The organism is Acetobacteroides hydrogenigenes, assembly GCF_004340205.1.
GTDB classification, from domain to species: Bacteria; Bacteroidota; Bacteroidia; order Bacteroidales; family ZOR0009; genus Acetobacteroides; species Acetobacteroides hydrogenigenes.
Genome location: NZ_SLWB01000014.1, coordinates 1 through 17,449, shown reverse-complemented (window position 1 = coordinate 17,449; position 17,449 = coordinate 1). Strand labels below are relative to the sequence as shown.

Below are 17,449 nucleotides of genomic sequence, written 5' to 3'. Positions count from 1 at the left end.
AACAATTCAAACTATTAGATTATCTTTGCGAGCATTAAGAAATGCGGTTAATGAAGAATTTCAGAAACTTTTGTATTATAGCCCACATCGACCACGGTAAGAGTACCTTGGCTGACAGACTTCTACAGGCTACCCATACCCTTAACGAAAGGGAGTTCCAGAATCAGGTGCTTGACAACATGGATTTGGAGCGTGAAAAGGGTATTACCATTAAAAGCCATGCCATCCAAATGGAGTATGTTCAGGATAACGAAACCTATATCCTGAACCTCATTGACACTCCCGGTCACGTAGACTTCTCCTACGAAGTTTCTCGTGCCATAGCCGCCTGCGAGGGTGCGCTGCTTATAGTAGATGCAACACAAGGCATTCAGGCACAAACCATATCTAACCTTTACCTTGCGCTAGAGCACAATCTAGAGATTATTCCCGTTATCAACAAGATTGATATGGAAGCTGCAATGGTGGAAGAGGTAACCGACCAAATTGTTGAACTCATCGGATGTAAGCCCGAAGATATTATACCTGCCAGTGCAAAAACTGGCATTGGGGTTCCTGAAATTTTGGAGGCGATTGTTAGCAGAGTCCCTGCACCTGCTGGTGATCCGGCGGCTCCTCTTCAGGCTCTGATCTTTGACTCCGTTTTCAACTCTTTTAGAGGGATCATCGCCTACTTTAAGGTGACAAATGGCACTTTGCGTCAGGGCGACAAGGTAAAATTCTTCAATACAGGAAGGGAGTACGTTGCTGATGAAATCGGGGTGCTTAAGATGAAGATGGTTCCGCGTCAGGAAATTAAGGCTGGAGATGTGGGTTACATTATTTCTGGTATTAAGACTTCCTCTGAGGTAAAAGTTGGTGATACTATTACTCAGGTCGCTAATTCTTGCAGTAAGGCGATTGCCGGTTTCGAGGATGTTAAACCAATGGTGTTTGCAGGTCTTTATCCAGTAGACTCAGACGATTATGAGGATCTTCGTTCTTCGCTCGAAAAGTTGCAACTAAACGATGCTTCGCTCACTTTCGAGCCTGAATCGTCGCTTGCATTAGGATTCGGATTTCGTGCTGGTTTCCTCGGATTGCTTCACATGGAGATTATCCAGGAACGCCTTTACCGCGAGTTCGATATGGATGTGATTACCACCGTACCAAACGTTTCGTACAAGGTGCACACTACCAAGGGAGATGTCGTAGAGGTACACAATCCATCCGGATTGCCGGCACCTACTCTTATAGACTTTATTGAAGAGCCAACCATACATGCTCAGGTTATTACTAAGACCGAGTACCTAGGTGCCATAATGAAGCTTTGTATCGATAAGCGCGGTATACTTCGTAATCAGGTTTTCCTATCAACCGATAGAGTTGAGGTGAACTTCGACATGCCGCTAAGCGAAATTGTATTCGACTTCTATGATAAACTCAAGAGTATTTCGCGAGGTTACGCTTCTTTCGACTACTATCTGAACGGTTATCAACAGGCAACTCTTGTAAAGCTAGACATTCTGCTTAATGGAGAACCTGTAGATGCTCTTTCATGCCTTATCCACCGCGATAATGCTTACGACTTTGGTCGTAAGATGTGCGAAAAGTTGAAGGAACTCATTCCTCGTCAGCAGTTCGATATTGCTATTCAGGCTGCTATTGGCGCAAAGGTTATTGCGCGTGAAACCATTAAGGCGCTTCGAAAGGATGTTACTGCCAAGTGTTACGGTGGTGATATCTCGCGTAAGCGAAAGCTTCTCGAAAAACAGAAAAAAGGAAAAAAGAGAATGCGTCAGGTGGGGAATGTTGAAGTGCCGCAGCAGGCATTCCTTGCAGTACTTAAAATGGGAGATTAGATAAGAGTGATTATTCATAAAAAAGGAGGCTATTTACAGCCTCCTTTTTATATTATAAAGTCCTAGTTTGTCTTGAAGCATCGAACCCAGTCGATAAGGAATTCGTTGGATTCTTTGGCTTTTATGCTAGTATTCTTGTATACTCCCGATGAGAATACAAGGTATAATGGGCTGTCGGGCAGATTGGTTGTTGTTTTTTTTACGACAGTTCCATTTAGTAACCATTTTATTTCCTTTTTATTCCAATCAATTCCTACGATGTAGGAGCCTTCTTTAAGTAGAAGGCGCGAAACCTTTGATTGGTTGTTCTCTTTTGGTCCATTAATAAGACCAAGTTCAAGATTTTGTGACACCTTAAAGATGTTAAGGTGAGGACTTGCAGAGTTCCCAACCATCCAAAAGGCATTGTATACACCATCGGTGTGCTTAAAGCTTATTTTAGCCTCAAAGCGGCCATATTGCTGACGGAAACTTTTTCCGGTATTTACAATTCCTGAAGTAAAACCTGATTTTCGGCTTAGGAAGCCGTATTTCTTATTCCATGATAAGGAGGTGCTTTCCTCTTCGCTGGTACGAATAATTAGATTGCTATTCTTGACTTCCAAATTCTCTCCTTCTGTATAGTTGTGAAACTCTTCGGAGTGCGAATAACCTTTTCCTAAAAGAGTTTCTCCCCAAAAGAACTTTGTAAGCCATTTATTTTCATCAACCTTTTCTCCGTTGAAATCATCCTCGAAGGTTGTTTCTAATTTGAGATAACTTGCAAATGCTGATGATTTCTTTAGCTTCTCATATTTTTTCCAGCTTTCACTCTGGGTAATTTCTTTAATTCTAATTTTGGCATTTCTTTGCTCTTCCTTCGACGTATGCCTTGCCTTCTCCAACTCCTCATACTCTTTCAGCAAGTTTCCTTTGCTAAACTCGCGAAAGAATTCCACATCTTCCCAAATTTTTTTCAATTTGGATTCATACGCTAGTGTCGAGGGTACAATCCCCAACTTTAATTTAAGCGCTAACGAAATGTTTCCCAAAAAATTACTCATACCCTTCAGCCAACTTTTTTACTGACGTAAATGTACATAAGTTTTAGGATTGGCAAACTGCCAATCCTAAAACTTTATTCTAGCCGATAAGCTTAAATCCTTTTCCTCTGATATTCAGAATTTGAATGGATGGATCATCCTTTAAGTACTTTCTTAACTTGGTAATGTATACGTCCATGCTGCGAGCGTTAAAGTAACTATCGTCAGACCAGATAGTTTTTAGCGCAAAATTTCTATCGAGGACCGCATTTCTGTTGATACATAAAAACTTAAGAAGTTCTGATTCTTTGGCTGTAAGCTTTTGATCAACCCCGTTGTGTCCAAGTATTTGCTTGGTTGCATCAAAAGTATACGTTCCAAGGGTAAATTGATCTTGGCTAGCTACTCCACCAGCTCCTTTTGTACGGCGCAGAATTGCTTCAATGCGATACTGAAGCTCCTCAATGCTGAATGGCTTTGTCATATAGTCATCACCACCCACCGAGAATCCTTCAAGAACATCTTCCTTCATCGACTTAGCGGTGAGGAAAAGAATGGGTACCTTATCGTCGATCATTCTGATGTCCTTTGCGACAGAAAATCCGTCTTTTACAGGCATCATCACATCTAAGATTACGATGTCATACTTGTTGTTCTTGAATCCGTCGAATGCTTTCTCGCCATCGACATAAAGCTCGGTTTGATACCCCTTGGCGTTTAAGTACTCCTTTAGTAACATACCAAGGTTTTCATCATCTTCTGCTAAAAGAACCTTCGCCTTGCTTTCCATTGTTATACAGGTTTAATTGTTACTTAGTCCACTTTTAAATGGTATGTAGATGCTGAAGGTACTTCCAGAGCCTAGTTCACTATCAGCCCAGATTTGACCTCCATGCGCTTCAACAATCTTCTTCACGTAGCTTAGCCCTAGGCCAAAGCCTTTTACGTTATGTACATTGCCTGTAGGAACCCTATAAAACTGTTCAAAAATACGTTTTATATTTTCCTTACTGATTCCAATTCCGTTATCCTTTACTTCTATAACGAGTCCATCGTTTCTATTGTATGTGGATAATTTGATTTTTGGTTTATCCTTGCTGTACTTTAACGCATTGTCCAACAAGTTAGCTATAATATTTGTAATATGCACTTCATCTGCAAAAATAATGCATTTTTCAGCTAAAAGTGACCTTTCGAGGGTTCCTTTTCGGTTTGAAATCTGTAGTTGAAGATTATCGCATACCTTGTTTGCAATAACGTGGATATCAATTTCTTTTGTTTTGAGTTTTAGTTTGCCTTTGTCGAAAATAGCCATCTGAAGCACTTTTTCAACAAGAAAGCCTAAACGCTTGCTTTCATCGCCAACAATCTTCGACAGGTAGTCGTAGTTTTTTGATGAGTTTGGCAAGTTCTTATCTTGTAGCATTTGAGCTGCGAGCGAAATTGTCGATATGGGTGTTTTCAGCTCGTGCGTCATGTTGCTCACGAAGTCATTCTTAATTTCTGCGAGCTTCTTTTGTCTAAATATAACAAGTAAAGTAAGAGAAAAGGTAAAAATGATGATTAAAGTTAGTCCTACTGACATTGCAGCAAGTACGGCCATGGATCGGAAAGCAACCTTTTGCGTGTTAGGAAAGTTTACGTGAAGAAAGTAGGTGCGGGTGTAGCCTTCTGGTGAAATTTGCTGGTGTACCGGAAGCGCATCTGCTGGATTTCGCTCAAACTTATCAGATTTAAAGATGTTGTTGGCCGCTTCGTCGGTTACAGCAAACTCAAAAGGAATACGAATTCCTCTCTTTTTCAACTCTAACCGAATAAGTGAGTCCACCTGCTCCTTATTAACTTTTTGAGATATTGGCTCCTCAACTCGGATAAGCTTGTCAATCGTTTCTGATATAAAGATTGTTCGCTTTTTATAGCGCTCGTTCATAGGAAACCTTACCCTTTCGCTACTTTGAGAATCAGAAAGTTCTGCGCTCTTGCTTTTATAAGCGTTATTTACTATTGAACTTACGGTTTTGGAGTTGAACGAGCCTTTAATCTGGTTAATAAATTTAGATGTATCCTTAGAATCTAGGTAGTAGATCTTCTCATTTTTGCTAACGCTATGAACCGAAGAATGGGTCTTCTTCACTACGTTATACTGATCCTCATAGTATGGATTAACACCCTCTTTACTAGCAAAAGGGGCTACCGTGCGTTCGGTTTGAGTAAGTATTTCGCTTTGTTGGATATCCTGAATAACTTGGCGAATGGTCTCGTTAAGTTGGTCGCTTAATTCCTCTTCTTTGATTTTAAGCGAGTTCTTAATCCATAGCGTTTGAACTAGGATCAAGCCTATGGAGGTGAGGAAAATGATTGAAACCAGTAACCAAATTTGCTTTTTATTCATATCGAGAGTTCCCTGTAAGGCAAAAACCTTCAGATGTTAAAAATATAAAAGGTTTTTAACTTTTACTAGAATGCAAAGATAGTATTGATTGAAAGGCGGCTAGTTTAGCTTAAGCTATAAAAAAATAGCAAAGTCCTAAAATAGATTAACAAATTCAACTATTTTTTTTTCAAGTTCAGTAATTTGTATAGTTGCAACTATGCCAGGAATTTTTTTTAAGGTTGATTCTATGAGCGTAATGTCCTTATCTGTTAGCTGCTGATGCAGGACTAAAAGATAATCAAACTGTTTATGCTTTGATGTTATAAATTTGGAAGGCTCAAGCTTGTTGGGAAGAAGTATGGCTCCGTTATTTTGTGCCTCAGCAAAAATGTCTAATTTACTGATTACAGGAGGGAGCTCTTCGAAGTTTAGTTCTTGGCGTTGAAGATTTAACGAAAGTGCTGAATTAAGTAACCAACTTAGCCTGTAGCCGTTTTCTGTAGTACATATGGCAAATAGGGTAAGCGTATGATTGGGCTGCTCAACGAGTTTTACCTTTTGTAACGATTTCGATACAGGTTTCTTTGCCCCCATGCTCGGCTAGTTAAGGTTCAACGAAAGGTGGTCTGCAATTGTGCTTAGTGCTTCGCGAGCTGCATTTTGTTCTGCTTCTTTTTTTGACTGTCCAACACCTTTGCCAACTACAAATGATCCAAGAAGGATGCTTGCTGTAAAAGTAATAGACTTTATATCTTCAACAAAGCATTCGTGAAATTCAAATGTAAACTCCTTTTTGTTTTTTTGCCCCCATTCGATAAGCCGACTTTTAAAGTCGGTCTCGGTGTGCTCTAAGCGGCTAAAGTCGATATGATTGCGTATAAATTTGAGAAGGAGTTTTTTTGTGTAAACATACCCCTTGTCGAGATAAATAGCGCCTATCAATGCTTCTAGGGCATCGCCGTAAATGTGCTTTACCTGATGATTGGGATTGGTATGGAGTACCAGTAGAGATGGAATACCGATGTCAATGGATAGCTGGTTAAGGGTAGATCGGCTGACTATTTTTGCCCGCATCTTAGTAAGAAACCCTTCGCTTTTGTTCTGGTATTCTTCGTAAAGAAAATCTGCTACTACTAAATCGAGAACTGCATCTCCCAAAAATTCCAATCTCTCGTTATGAATAACTGGGTGGTGGGTGTTTAGTACCGATTTGTGCGTAATAGCAACCTTGTACAGGGAAATGTTAGATGGGTAAAGATCGAACATTTCTCTAAGCGCCAAGTGTAACTTCTTGTCCTTAGAAAAGGCGATCTTTACCGAATGTAGTAACTTATTGAGCAAATGCTGCTACTTAGAAAATTTCTTAAGGATAACAGTTGCATTGTGGCCACCAAACCCAAATGTATTGCTTAGTGCGTAGTTAACCTCGCGCTTTTGAGCCTTGTTTAGGGTATAGTTCAACTCAGGGTCGAGCTCTGGGTCGAAGTTTTCGTTGTTGATGGTTGGTGGAACTATTCCTTTGGTAATCGCTAAGATACAGGCTAGCGCCTCAATAGCACCCGTTGCACCTAAAAGGTGTCCGGTCATAGATTTTGTAGAACTGATGTTTAGGTTTTTAGCATGATCGCCAAACACCATTTTTACGGCCTTAATCTCAGCGATGTCGCCGAGAGGGGTCGATGTTCCATGAACGTTTACATAATCAACAGCAGAAGGATCGATACCAGCATCGCTGATTGCCAACTTCATAGAGTTGCATGCTCCAAGGCCTTCTGGATGTGGGGCTGTAAGGTGATAAGCATCAGCAGTCATTCCGCCGCCAACAACTTCTGCATAGATTTTTGCTCCACGGGCAATTGCGTGCTCGTATTCTTCTAGAACCAGAGCGCCAGCACCTTCTCCAATTACAAATCCATCGCGGCCAGTGTCAAAAGGACGAGAGGCTGTTTTGTATTCATCGTTACGAGTAGAAAGGGCTTGAAGTGCATTAAAACCTCCTACGCCAGCTTCGTTTACTGATGCTTCTGATCCTCCTGTGACCATAACATCGGCTTTGCCTAAACGAATTGTGTTGAAGGAATCGATAATAGCATGGTTAGAAGATGCACATGCCGAAATGGTGCAGTAATTTGGACCACGGAGGTTATACTTCATGGAAATATGACCTGCAGCGATGTCTGCAATCATCTTAGGAATGAAGAAGGGGCTAAATCGAGGGGTTCCATCACCCTCGACATATCCCTTTACTTCTTGGGAGAAGGTGTTAATTCCACCAATTCCAGACCCCCAAATTACACCACCTCTATCTGGATCTAAATTTGTTTCGTTAAGGCCAGAATCTGCGAATGCTTGCTCAGCGGCTACTAAAGCATACTGTGCATACAAATCTAACTTCTTAACTTCTTTACGATCGAAGTGCTGGTTGGGGTCAAAGTTCTTAACTGTACAGGCAAATTTTGTTTTAAACTTGGATGTATCGAAATAGGGTATCATCTCTGCTCCACTAACGCCGTTCTCGAGGTTGGTGAAGTATTCTTCGATTGAATTTCCCAGTGGGTTGATTGTTCCAATACCAGTAACTACAACTCTTTTTAATTCCATACGTCCAAGTTTTATAACAAAATTTTCTGATCTAGTTGTCTTTTCTTACTTTACGTGTTGCTCGATGTAAGAAATTGCATCGCCAACAGTGCCGATCTTTTCAGCATCTTCGTCAGGAATAGAAATGCTAAATTCCTTTTCAAATTCCATGATCAGCTCAACAGTGTCAAGTGAGTCAGCGCCTAGGTCGTTGGTGAAGCTAGCTGCTGGAACAACTTCATTTTCGTCTACGCCAAGCTTCTCAACAATGATAGCTTTTACTTTTGATGCGATATCAGACATAACGGTAAATTTTGATTAGTACTGAATTTGACCTTTAAATTTCTCCGCAAAGAAAAACAATTTTTATAATATTGAAACCGCTCTCTTTGCGAATGACGGGACAAATGTATAACATTTTGTTCTTATTTTTGGCATGTCTTTTTCTTATTTTTTACCGACTCACCGTTTTTAACCCTGGAAATCAGTACAGAATGAAAAAAATTGCCGTGCTTGTATCTGGATCTGGCAGCAATGCTGAAAATTTAGTGAATTACTTTCGAAAAGGTGATTTAGCTCGTGTTTCAATCATCCTTTCCAATAAAAAAGATGCCTTTGCGTTAGTGCGTGCTCAGCGTTTAGGTGTTCCTTCGTTGTACTTTGATAGGAATGATTTTTACAACTCCTCTAAAATTTTAGAAACGCTTAAGGAGCAAGAGATTGATTGGATTGTGCTGGCTGGTTTTTTGTGGCTTGTTCCGAGCGATATTTTGGCTGCTTACGAGGGGCGAATCGTAAATATTCATCCTGCATTACTTCCTAAGTATGGAGGGAAGGGTATGTACGGTATGAAAGTTCATTGTGCAGTGGTTGAAAATGGCGAAAAAGAGACGGGAATTACGATCCACTATGTTAATAGTCGATACGATGAGGGGGGCATGATCTTTCAAGCAAAAACGGAGGTTCTTCCTACTGATACACCAGAAATGGTAGCAGAAAAGGTACATGCTCTCGAATACGAGCACTTCCCGAAAGTGGTAGCGCAAATTATTGCGGAGCAGTAGTCTAAAGGGATGAATGTAAAAGGTGTTAATGCCTCTGTGCCTTCTTTTTGATTGTATGTTTGAAGAGGTTAAACGCTATGTTTTAGAATACAAGTTTAAAAGGCTATCCCAAAATGATGGATAGCCTTTTTTCGCATTTGAATGTCGTTAACCAATTATTCTGTCAAGTGATGTTACTATGGCTGCTACTCTAATTGCATCGAATATTTTTTCTTCGCTAGCACCGAGTTCCCTTACCGAATGCTCGTGAGAGTTTACACAAACTTCGCATCCATTTACAGACGAAACGGCTAAGCTTATGAGCTCGAACAACTCTTTCCCTAGAATCGGGCTCATCATGATGTTCATGCGAATGCGGGCTGGTAGCTCAGCATATTTCTTATTGTCGCTGAAATGGCGAAAGCGATATAGAACGTTGTTTGCACTTAGCAATGACGCTATTGCAGCTGCTTCGCCTACCTCGTCGTTAGTAGATCCGGCTGCGAGCGCTTTAGCGTAAAAAGCTTCTTGTAGGGCGCGATTTTTTGCATTTACTGCAATAGCATAGGCTACAAGCAGTGTATCTTTTTCGCCTAAAGCTTCGGATGCTAGTGATGTTTTTACGTTAAGCTTAAGGTCTCTAAGATATTTGCTATTGGCGTCGGATAGCGCTTTTAACGAAGGATATAGGGTGTCTCCGCTTATGTTGAGTTCCTGTAAGAGTTCTATGGCTGTGTTGTTGTACATGGTTTTCGCATATTAAGTAATAGAGGAGAAGTCGGGTATGCGTTTTGGGTAGAAGTAGAAACCCTTTTGTAAGGGTTTCTACTTGCTGTGGAACTTATTTTTGTATGGTTGCTTGGCCTTTCTCCCAGTTGCAAGGGCATAGCTCATCAGTTTGAAGAGCGTCAAGAACGCGAAGAACTTCTTTAACATTTCGGCCTACGCTTAGGTCGTTTACGCTTACAAAGCGGATAATTCCTTGTGGGTCTACAATGTAGGTTACGCGATATGCTACTTTAGAGTTTGCCTCAAGGATTCCGAGTTCTTCGGCTAAAGACTTAGAGGTGTCTGCTAGCATTGGGAATTGGAGGTTGCGTAAGTCGTTATGGTTGTTGCGCCATGCAAGATGCACGAATTCAGAATCGGTAGATGCACCTATAAGAACCGTATTGCGATCGAAAAACTCGCCTGATGCCTTGTTGAATTCGGCAATTTCTGTTGGACATACGAAGGTAAAGTCCATAGGCCACCAGAACATCACCATCCATTTGCCTTCTTTCTTATGATCTTCGGAGGTAAAGGTGGCAAACTCTTTACCGTGCTCTAACGATACTACTGCTGGTTTGCTAAATTCGGGGAATGTGCTTCCTACGCTTAAAATTCTGTTTGACATTGTCTTTTTTCTTTTTAGGGTTTTCTACAATACTTTTATTTTTATCGATTTTGGTATGCGGATAGCATCCAAACCGTTTTTTCTTGTTGCGAGATGTAGTCGCTCATTAGGGTTGCTGTTCCTTCGTCGCCAAATTGCTGCGCATTGCTTAGCATCGCTCTTTCTTTAACGATAAGAACTTTGAAGCTGTTAAGCGTTGACTCTACTGTTGATGCCGAGTCGCTAAGGTTTTTCTCTTCGCGTATCTCAGATTTGGCCAAGTAGTCGCTAAAGGTGTGTAGTGGTGTTGATCCGAGTGTTAGTATTCGTTCTGCGATCTCATCAACCTTAAGGATTACATCGTTGTAGAATTCCTCGAACTTTAGGTGAAGTTCGAAGAATTTCTCACCTTTAATGTTCCAGTGAAACCCTCTTAGGTTCTGGTAAAAAAGCTGGTAGTTGGCAAGAAGATCGTTTAAGCCTGCTGCTAGTGCGGTTGATTTTTCAACGTCTAGACCTATTGCATTTATGTTCTTCTTCATGGCTGTTATTTTTTTGTGTTTACTGTTTTTTTCTTGTTGATACAAATGTACGGGGTGATGTTATATAAATCAAATTGATAATAATTATATAAGGATAGAATAAATTTATATATTTACATATTCAAATAGTTATACAGCTTATTCGAACCTACCACGGACAGAAAAAAGTTTGCTTAATGCTAGCTTGAGGCTGAAAACTGTTGGTGAAACTTTATCTTTTATACTATTATGGTGTCGTTAGTACAGCTCGAATATATTGTTGCGATAGATACCTATCGCCATTTTGCGACTGCAGCCGATAAATGCTTTGTGACCCAGCCTACGCTGAGCATGCAGATCAAAAAGATGGAGGACGAACTGGGTGTTTCCATCTTCGACAGGACCAAGCAGCCCATTATCCCTACCGATGTTGGTAAGGAAATTATTGAGCAGGCTCGGACAATCCTCCGTGAGGCAAAAGGGATAGAGGCCATCGTGGCCAACCATCGAAAGGAGATTGCCGGGGAGCTGCGGATTGGTGTAATACCATCTCTAGCTCCATACCTACTCCCCCTATTTATGAATTCGTTGGCGAACGAGCATCCCAACTTGCAGCTAAAGGTTCGAGAGATGATTACCGATGATATTGAGGAGGCTCTGAAGAAGGACCTGATTGATGTTGGCATTTTGGTTACGCCCTTACATAATCCAACCATCAAGGAGGAGGTCTTATTTTACGAGGAGATTATGGTATATGCCAGCGAAGGGCATATCTTTACGGAAAAACCGGCAATAGCGGTGAAGGAGCTGGCTGCTCCTGATCTCTGGCTGCTTAGCAGCGGGCATTGCTTCCGTTCGCAGGTGCTCAACCTCTGCTCGTACCACGATACGCATCGTCATTCATTGCCTTTTGAGTACGAAAGCGGCTCTTTCGAGACATTGGTAAAGATGATCGACCGTAACGGGGGCTTTACGCTGCTTCCCGAGCTGGCCGTATCGGAGCTAAACGATGATCGAAAGGTTAGGGTTCGCACTTTCATAGATATGGTGCCGCTCCGAGAGGTTGGGTTGGTGTACGCCCGCAGCTACGCCAAACGTAATCTGCTAAATAAGCTTAAGGAGCACATTCAAAGATCGGTTCCAGCGCATATGCTGTCGAAGGAGCGGGGAACGATAATCGAATTTAGGTAGCTTTAGGGTGGGAATAAATCCCTAAAATTAGGTATTGGGTGTTAGTTTAGTGTGGCGTTTCTTTGCCATGAACAAATTGAAAAGAATGAAAGCAAAGTTAGTAACCTCGATTCTCTTCGGAATTCTTTTGTCGAATGTAGGGAAGGCTCAAAATGACTCTACCTCGTTTTGCGCACCTCTTTCGTGCGAAGTATCGTACATTGGCGATGTTGTTGGTAATTTTAAGGGTGGCATTAAGCGGCAGAGTACCTATTTGGGGTTGGCCAACGTTCATCTATCGTTGAATACGCAAAATGCAGGATGGTGGCGTGGTGGAGAGCTTCATCTAAACCTTGCCAATACCCATGGAGGGATGCCATCCGATGATTTTATTGGCGATTTTCAGGGCGTAACCAATATTGAAGCTGGCGATCGCACCTTTTTTCAGGAGCTATGGTTCTGTCAATCGTTTGGAAAGCTATCAGCTAGCGTTGGCATTAAGGATATGAACGCGGAGTTTTCCGTGAATGAGTTTGGCGGTACTTTTATAAACTCGTCGTTTGCTTTACACTCTACTTTTACCGATAATATATCCGCATCGATATTCCCGAATACCGGATTAGGTGGTGTTTTGTCGTACAGCTTCGATTCTACCCATACGGCCCGTCTTGGAGTCTTTGATGGCGATCCTGGTTTTATGACCATACACCCTGCGAACTTTAAGTCGCCTTTCGGGGGCAACGATGGCGTTATGGCCATTGGCGAGTATACCTATAATAAAGGTATAGCTCTCGACGAAACTGGCTCGTACAAGATGGGCGTTTACTTCCACAGCCATAACTCGAATGAGGATGTTCTAAACAACCGTCAAAGCGGGCACAACTACGGTTTTTACTTTATCGGGAACCAGCGCTTTACCTCCTCGTTTGCAGGACATCGTATCCTAGACGGTTTTCTTCAGCTTTCCTACAGTCCGGTGGAGAGCAATACCAACCAGTTTTATGGTGGAGTTGGTCTAATTCTTCGTGGGTTGTGCTCCGAGGATTGTTCCGACGAGTTGGGCATTGCAATGGCCTGTGCCAAGTTTAAGGGGCTGCACTATTCGAATGAGAAGATTGTGGAGCTTCACTATAAATGTCCTATATGCAGCCATTTCTACATCCAGCCCGATATTCAGTACGTGATCAACCCCTCGCGGTTTGACGTTGCAACCCCCAATGCGCTGGTGGGCATATTGAGGGTGGGGATAGAGATATAGGAGTTATTTCAGAAGTTAGAAGGAGTTAGAGGAAGTTATAGGAATGTTTTGATGTTTGCATTTAGGCACAACGGAGATTCTTCGTCTAACTTCGTTTAACTTCTGAAATAACTTCCTCTAACTCCTTTCATCAGCTATACCTTCAGCCCAATCTTCCGCATCAGTATGGAGGCGTTTAGGCTGGTGCAGATGCCTGTCTTAACCTTATAGTCGAAGAAAAGCTCGTCGTTGGCATCCACCTGCACGTCGAAGTGGTAGTTGGTGAGCGCTTCGGGGTAGGTTTCCTTTGCTTGGGCAAGGGTAAGGTCGTGCGTGGCGATGATGCCGCACACGCCGTACTCCACCAGCAGGTCGATGAGGGCACGCGAGCCGATATGGCGGTCGTTGGAGTTGGTGCCGCGCAGGATCTCATCGAGTAGGAGGAAGGGTCTTTCTCCTTCTTTAACCGCCTGCACGATCTCGCCCAGCCTTTTAATCTCGGCATAGAACGACGAGGTGTTTTCGACCAGCGAGTCGGTTATCCGCATGCTGCTGCGCAGCGGCACGTAGCTCACCCAGAACTTTTCGGCACATACCACGCTTCCTGCGTAGGCCAGCACCATGTTTACGCCTAGCGTTCGCAGGAATGTGCTCTTGCCCGCCATGTTCGAGCCGGTGAGCAGCAGCACCTTTTCGTGCTCTTCGACCCTAAAGTTGTTGGCCACGCGCTGCTTTTTGGGGATAAGCGGATGGGCAGCATCCTCGGCGTCTACCGTAAAGTAGCCATCGCATATTTTGGGGAATGTCCAATCCGGATTGTTGTAGCAGAGCGTTGCCAAAGAGGTCAGCGCCTCCATCTCGCCAACCGCGTCAACCCAATTTTGGGCCAGTGGGGCGTACTTGCGCTTCCACTTTTCCATCTTAAGGGCCACTCTGAAATCCCAAAAGAGAAGCACCCCAAGGGTAATCATAAACGGCCAGTATAGGCGGTAATCGAGCTTGTTAACGAGCCGCGAGAGCTCCTTCATCACCTCCGACGAGCGCTCGCCCTCCAGCTCCAGCTCCTTTTTTAGCGCGTTAAGCGTTGGGCCGTCAAAGCTGGCCTTTTCGATATGCAGCAGCAGCGACGAGTAGCTCCTCATCTCGCTATCGGCGCGGCTCACCTTGCTTTGGATGATGCCAATGCCATTCCCGAACTTGCCGTAAACCATTAGGTGGATGCCGTACGCTAGCAGGAATACTCCCGGAAGGATATCGAGCGCCCACAGTACGGCCAGAGCGATGGTGATGGGCGGCATTATATATAGGATAGCTCGTAGCCATCGGCTTTCGAACATCTTTTCGGGGATGCTTATCCACTCGAGCACGCTTTTGATGTTGGAGGAGGACGCCGAGTAGCGCTTGCCCGCCTCGTAGAAGTCCTGCCGCCACTCCACCTCATCTGCCAGCACGGCAACGGCCTCCAGATTGTCGTCAATCGTATTTAGAGGCAGCGGATGCTGCAGCCGGGATGCAAGCGCTCTCTTTCCGCTTACGGTGGTGGCCCTACAAACCATCTGAAAGATGCTTTGCTGTCCGAAGATGTCGAAATCGTACGAGTAGGGATGCTTAACGTCGAAGAACTCCTGTCCCGAATCGAACACCGCGAAATTGCCCTCGATGGCAGCAAGCTCATCCCTATTAATGGTAATCAGATTGTCGAGGTAGCTGATATGGCGCTGGTTCTTCACATCTCGAATGGCAACCAGGGCGAATAGCGCTAGAAACAGGAGGCTTGCTGCCGTTGCTGCTACCACTGAAATGGAGAATAGCGCAAACAGCGCTGCTATCGCCGCACAAAAGGAGAGCAGGCGTAGCCACATCAGCCGCTTACCGCGCCTAAGGGCTAACGATCGTTGTTCTTCGAGCCGCTCAATCCTGCTTAAGTATGCCTGCTGTACCTCATTCATCACCATACGTAATTTATATTTGCAGCAAATCTAGCTGAAATAGCGGATAGGGCATAGTAAATAAAGGGATATTACTCTCAAAAATTATGAGCCTATAACTATTTAGGTGGCTAAGTCCTATTTTGCGCACGCTATTCAACCGCTTCGCGGTTGTTCCCTTATGCCGCATATCCCCCGCATTGCATGCGGGGCTATTCACATTCAATCCTTTCAGGATTACTGCTCAGCAGCCGTAATACTATATTAATCAAGAAAAAAGTTGGACTTTTCGATCGTTTCTGTTACCTGAAGCCCTTATGGGCTTCAACGTGAATAGCCCCGAGTGAAACTCGGGGAATAGGTCGTGGAAAATAGACAACCACATGGTGGTTGAATAGATTTGCCAGCAAACAGCAAAGGTCGGTTCTATTATCCACCCTATTCGTTACTCTACAAAAGTCTGCTTTCCCCTTTTTGTACGCAAATTGCGCACAATAGGATAGGCGCTACCGAACCTCTTTGCTGCTTTTACTCTTTTCGAGGATGTACCTTTTTACATCCATAAGCTCCTCTACGGGCAGCTTGGCGATTACATGTATAAGCGACTCCTCCTCCTGCGCTCTGATTAGCTTTTCGAGCGCATAGCCTTGGTTGGCATGTTCTCGTTTGGGAACCCACTCGAATACATCGTTGGGCGTACAGTCAAACATCAGGCAGAGCGTCTCCAGCTCCTTAAAGGTAAAGCGCTTATTCGTCATTCGGGCATAGCGGTAGGCGGTGGTGCTGTTTATGCCCTTGCTTACGAAATATTTCCGTGCATCGTGTACATTTTTTAGCCATAGCACATGCTGTAGGTTGATACGAATCATGCTTGTCTAGTTTTGGTGTTAAACATGTGGGCATTTGCAGCCGCTTACTAAACAGCCTATTCCGGTGCTATCGAAATGAACGCCCCTATAAAATTAGGGAATATGTTCGAGAAGTGCATAATATTTCACGAAGCGGTAATGAAATATTTTTAAGAGCAGATTTCCGAATTTTAAGAGCAAATTTCCGGAATTTAGTAGCGCATTACCGAGCATCTGAAGCGCAGAAAATATCTTAAGTAGCTTAGAAAAATATTTATAAAGATGATAATATGTGTTTAAACAATAATTATGAATACCTAGGCGGTAATAGAATTCCGCCACAGGGCGATATAGCTTCTTTAGACGTTTAACTATTACTCCGCGATGTATAATTAAATATGGTGGAGGTATTTTTTAAGCATGTTATTAGCCTGCTAGAGTATTCCCTGCAGATGTAAAGGGATGGATGCTTACCTCTATGGGGAAGTTTTGGGTGTAGTAAGGTGGTAGATGTTCGCCTAAATAACCTTGGCTTTCTTTTAAGTGGTGCTTATGGGCTACTAAGTAGAATATTCTCTTCTTGTAATAGTAGATGTGTACTTTATTACACGTAGCTCTTTTTGCTAAGGGCTTTAAATTCTTTTTTCGGTACTACTAATTGACGTAAAGGGGTCGCCCCTTCGGGGCTAGAGACAATGGCGGTGGCCTTTCCGTGGGTTTACACCCACGGTTACAGAGGGTGCGCTACTTTGTAGCGCTGCAATCCTTTGCTATCCCTAATTCCTATCCTTTTAGCGAAGCCTTGGATATGGTTAACTAGTAGCAGGATAGCCCTAAGCTACAAAATTGGTGGTAATTATCCCCTTACCCGATGTTTTTTCTATACGCCTATTATAAATCAGCGGTTTTGGTTTACCGCGACAACGCCTATCCGCTACTTTTAGTTGGTGATTGGGCGAAAGAGTAAAATTTTTAAGCAATAAAACTTGCCAACTGGTTTTTTAATTAACTTTAACGCTACCTTTAAATCGTATTCCTACTATTAAGCATACTTGGAGTTTTGCCTTTCGGGTTGCACCTTTTTCTAGGTGGTGGGTTGCGGTTAAAAAATGAATAATTACATGTAGAATTTAAACAAGAACACATGAAAAGAATTTTGATTCTGATGAGTTTAGTATTAAGCATTGCTTTTAGTGCACAGTCGCAAGAGAAAACTCAATCAAGAGAAGTCGGCCTTTTTTTTCACAACCTCGATGCATTTGGTTTTAGGTATAAGACGGGAGGTGAAAATTGCAAGATTAGGTTCACAGCGCTATTCCTATCGGCTGGCAAGCAAGAAATTACTGTTAAAGATTCAGATTTGGAACCTGGCGGCAAAAAGACAGGTTTTGGCTTAGGTGTTGGTCTTGAACTTCCCGTCAGATACTATGATTAAATCCAAGGATTACGATCATTTTTTTATCTTTGCAGCAACCAAAAGAAGGCTAAAGCCGATTCGTTAGGCCGAAGT

17 protein-coding genes are annotated in these 17,449 nt (G+C 42.9%); 5 read left to right on the top strand and 12 right to left on the bottom strand.

Features of this window, described 5'->3' with window-relative positions:
• Positions 1-50: 50 nt before the first annotated feature.
• Entirely contained in the window at positions 51-1,841 is a 1,791-nt protein-coding gene (gene lepA, locus CLV25_RS12605) for a translation elongation factor 4 (protein ID WP_131840016.1), read from the top strand.
• 62 nt (positions 1,842-1,903) lie between these two features.
• On the opposite strand, the gene CLV25_RS12600 is transcribed toward lepA, so the two are convergent.
• The 7 genes from CLV25_RS12600 to CLV25_RS12570 all read right to left on the bottom strand — a co-directional run bounded on the left by CLV25_RS12600 (position 1,904) and on the right by CLV25_RS12570 (position 8,120).
• Positions 1,904-2,779 (bottom strand): glycoside hydrolase family 16 protein, encoded by an 876-nt coding sequence (locus CLV25_RS12600; protein ID WP_165877080.1) that lies wholly within the window; start codon positions 2,777-2,779, stop codon positions 1,904-1,906.
• A gap of 184 nt (positions 2,780-2,963) precedes the next feature.
• On the bottom strand, positions 2,964-3,653 hold the full coding sequence (locus CLV25_RS12595) for a response regulator transcription factor (protein ID WP_131840014.1): 690 nt from the start codon (positions 3,651-3,653) through the stop codon (positions 2,964-2,966).
• A gap of 12 nt (positions 3,654-3,665) precedes the next feature.
• Positions 3,666-5,255, bottom strand: a complete 1,590-nt coding sequence (locus tag CLV25_RS12590) for a sensor histidine kinase (RefSeq protein WP_131840013.1) — start codon at positions 5,253-5,255, stop codon at positions 3,666-3,668.
• Positions 5,256-5,390: 135 nt separating this feature from the next.
• Positions 5,391-5,831 (bottom strand): IPExxxVDY family protein, encoded by a 441-nt coding sequence (locus CLV25_RS12585; RefSeq protein WP_131840012.1) that lies wholly within the window; start codon positions 5,829-5,831, stop codon positions 5,391-5,393.
• Between the two features lie 6 nt (positions 5,832-5,837).
• Positions 5,838-6,578, bottom strand: a complete 741-nt coding sequence (rnc, locus tag CLV25_RS12580; RefSeq protein ID WP_131840011.1) for a ribonuclease III — start codon at positions 6,576-6,578, stop codon at positions 5,838-5,840.
• Between the two features lie 6 nt (positions 6,579-6,584).
• Positions 6,585-7,838, bottom strand: coding sequence for a beta-ketoacyl-ACP synthase II (fabF, locus tag CLV25_RS12575; RefSeq protein WP_131840010.1), 1,254 nt, complete (start codon positions 7,836-7,838; stop codon positions 6,585-6,587).
• A gap of 45 nt (positions 7,839-7,883) precedes the next feature.
• Positions 7,884-8,120: an acyl carrier protein gene (locus CLV25_RS12570; RefSeq protein ID WP_047444681.1), complete on the bottom strand. Its 237-nt coding sequence runs from the start codon at positions 8,118-8,120 to the stop codon at positions 7,884-7,886.
• A 191-nt stretch (positions 8,121-8,311) separates the two neighbouring features.
• Between CLV25_RS12570 and purN the strand changes: the two genes are divergently transcribed.
• Positions 8,312-8,881 carry a phosphoribosylglycinamide formyltransferase gene (gene purN, locus CLV25_RS12565; RefSeq protein ID WP_131840009.1) on the top strand — a complete coding sequence of 190 codons (570 nt, stop codon included), beginning with the start codon at positions 8,312-8,314 and terminating at the stop codon, positions 8,879-8,881.
• A gap of 147 nt (positions 8,882-9,028) precedes the next feature.
• Here purN and CLV25_RS12560 read toward each other — a convergent pair whose 3' ends face one another.
• The 3 genes from CLV25_RS12560 to CLV25_RS12550 all read right to left on the bottom strand — a co-directional run bounded on the left by CLV25_RS12560 (position 9,029) and on the right by CLV25_RS12550 (position 10,777).
• Positions 9,029-9,607, bottom strand: a complete 579-nt coding sequence (locus CLV25_RS12560; protein ID WP_131840008.1) for a carboxymuconolactone decarboxylase family protein — start codon at positions 9,605-9,607, stop codon at positions 9,029-9,031.
• 94 nt (positions 9,608-9,701) lie between these two features.
• Complete coding sequence (locus CLV25_RS12555) at positions 9,702-10,256, bottom strand: peroxiredoxin (protein WP_131840007.1); 555 nt, start codon at positions 10,254-10,256, stop codon at positions 9,702-9,704.
• Between the two features lie 41 nt (positions 10,257-10,297).
• On the bottom strand, positions 10,298-10,777 hold the full coding sequence (locus CLV25_RS12550; protein ID WP_131840006.1) for a Dps family protein: 480 nt from the start codon (positions 10,775-10,777) through the stop codon (positions 10,298-10,300).
• A gap of 228 nt (positions 10,778-11,005) precedes the next feature.
• On the opposite strand from CLV25_RS12550, the gene CLV25_RS12545 reads away from it, so the two are divergent.
• Together CLV25_RS12545 and CLV25_RS12540 are read left to right on the top strand one after the other, a co-directional pair.
• Positions 11,006-11,947, top strand: coding sequence for a hydrogen peroxide-inducible genes activator (locus CLV25_RS12545; protein ID WP_131840005.1), 942 nt, complete (start codon positions 11,006-11,008; stop codon positions 11,945-11,947).
• An 85-nt stretch (positions 11,948-12,032) separates the two neighbouring features.
• Positions 12,033-13,184, top strand: a complete 1,152-nt coding sequence (locus CLV25_RS12540; protein ID WP_165877079.1) for a carbohydrate porin — start codon at positions 12,033-12,035, stop codon at positions 13,182-13,184.
• A 134-nt stretch (positions 13,185-13,318) separates the two neighbouring features.
• On the opposite strand, the gene CLV25_RS12535 is transcribed toward CLV25_RS12540, so the two are convergent.
• Together CLV25_RS12535 and CLV25_RS12530 are read right to left on the bottom strand one after the other, a co-directional pair.
• Entirely contained in the window at positions 13,319-15,118 is a 1,800-nt protein-coding gene (locus CLV25_RS12535; RefSeq protein WP_131840003.1) for a MutS-related protein, read from the bottom strand.
• Between the two features lie 479 nt (positions 15,119-15,597).
• Positions 15,598-15,960, bottom strand: a complete 363-nt coding sequence (locus CLV25_RS12530; RefSeq protein WP_131840002.1) for a helix-turn-helix domain-containing protein — start codon at positions 15,958-15,960, stop codon at positions 15,598-15,600.
• Positions 15,961-17,083: 1,123 nt separating this feature from the next.
• Between CLV25_RS12530 and CLV25_RS12525 the strand changes: the two genes are divergently transcribed.
• On the top strand, positions 17,084-17,374 hold the full coding sequence (locus CLV25_RS12525; protein ID WP_131840001.1) for a hypothetical protein: 291 nt from the start codon (positions 17,084-17,086) through the stop codon (positions 17,372-17,374).
• The last annotated feature ends 75 nt before the right edge of the window (positions 17,375-17,449 follow it).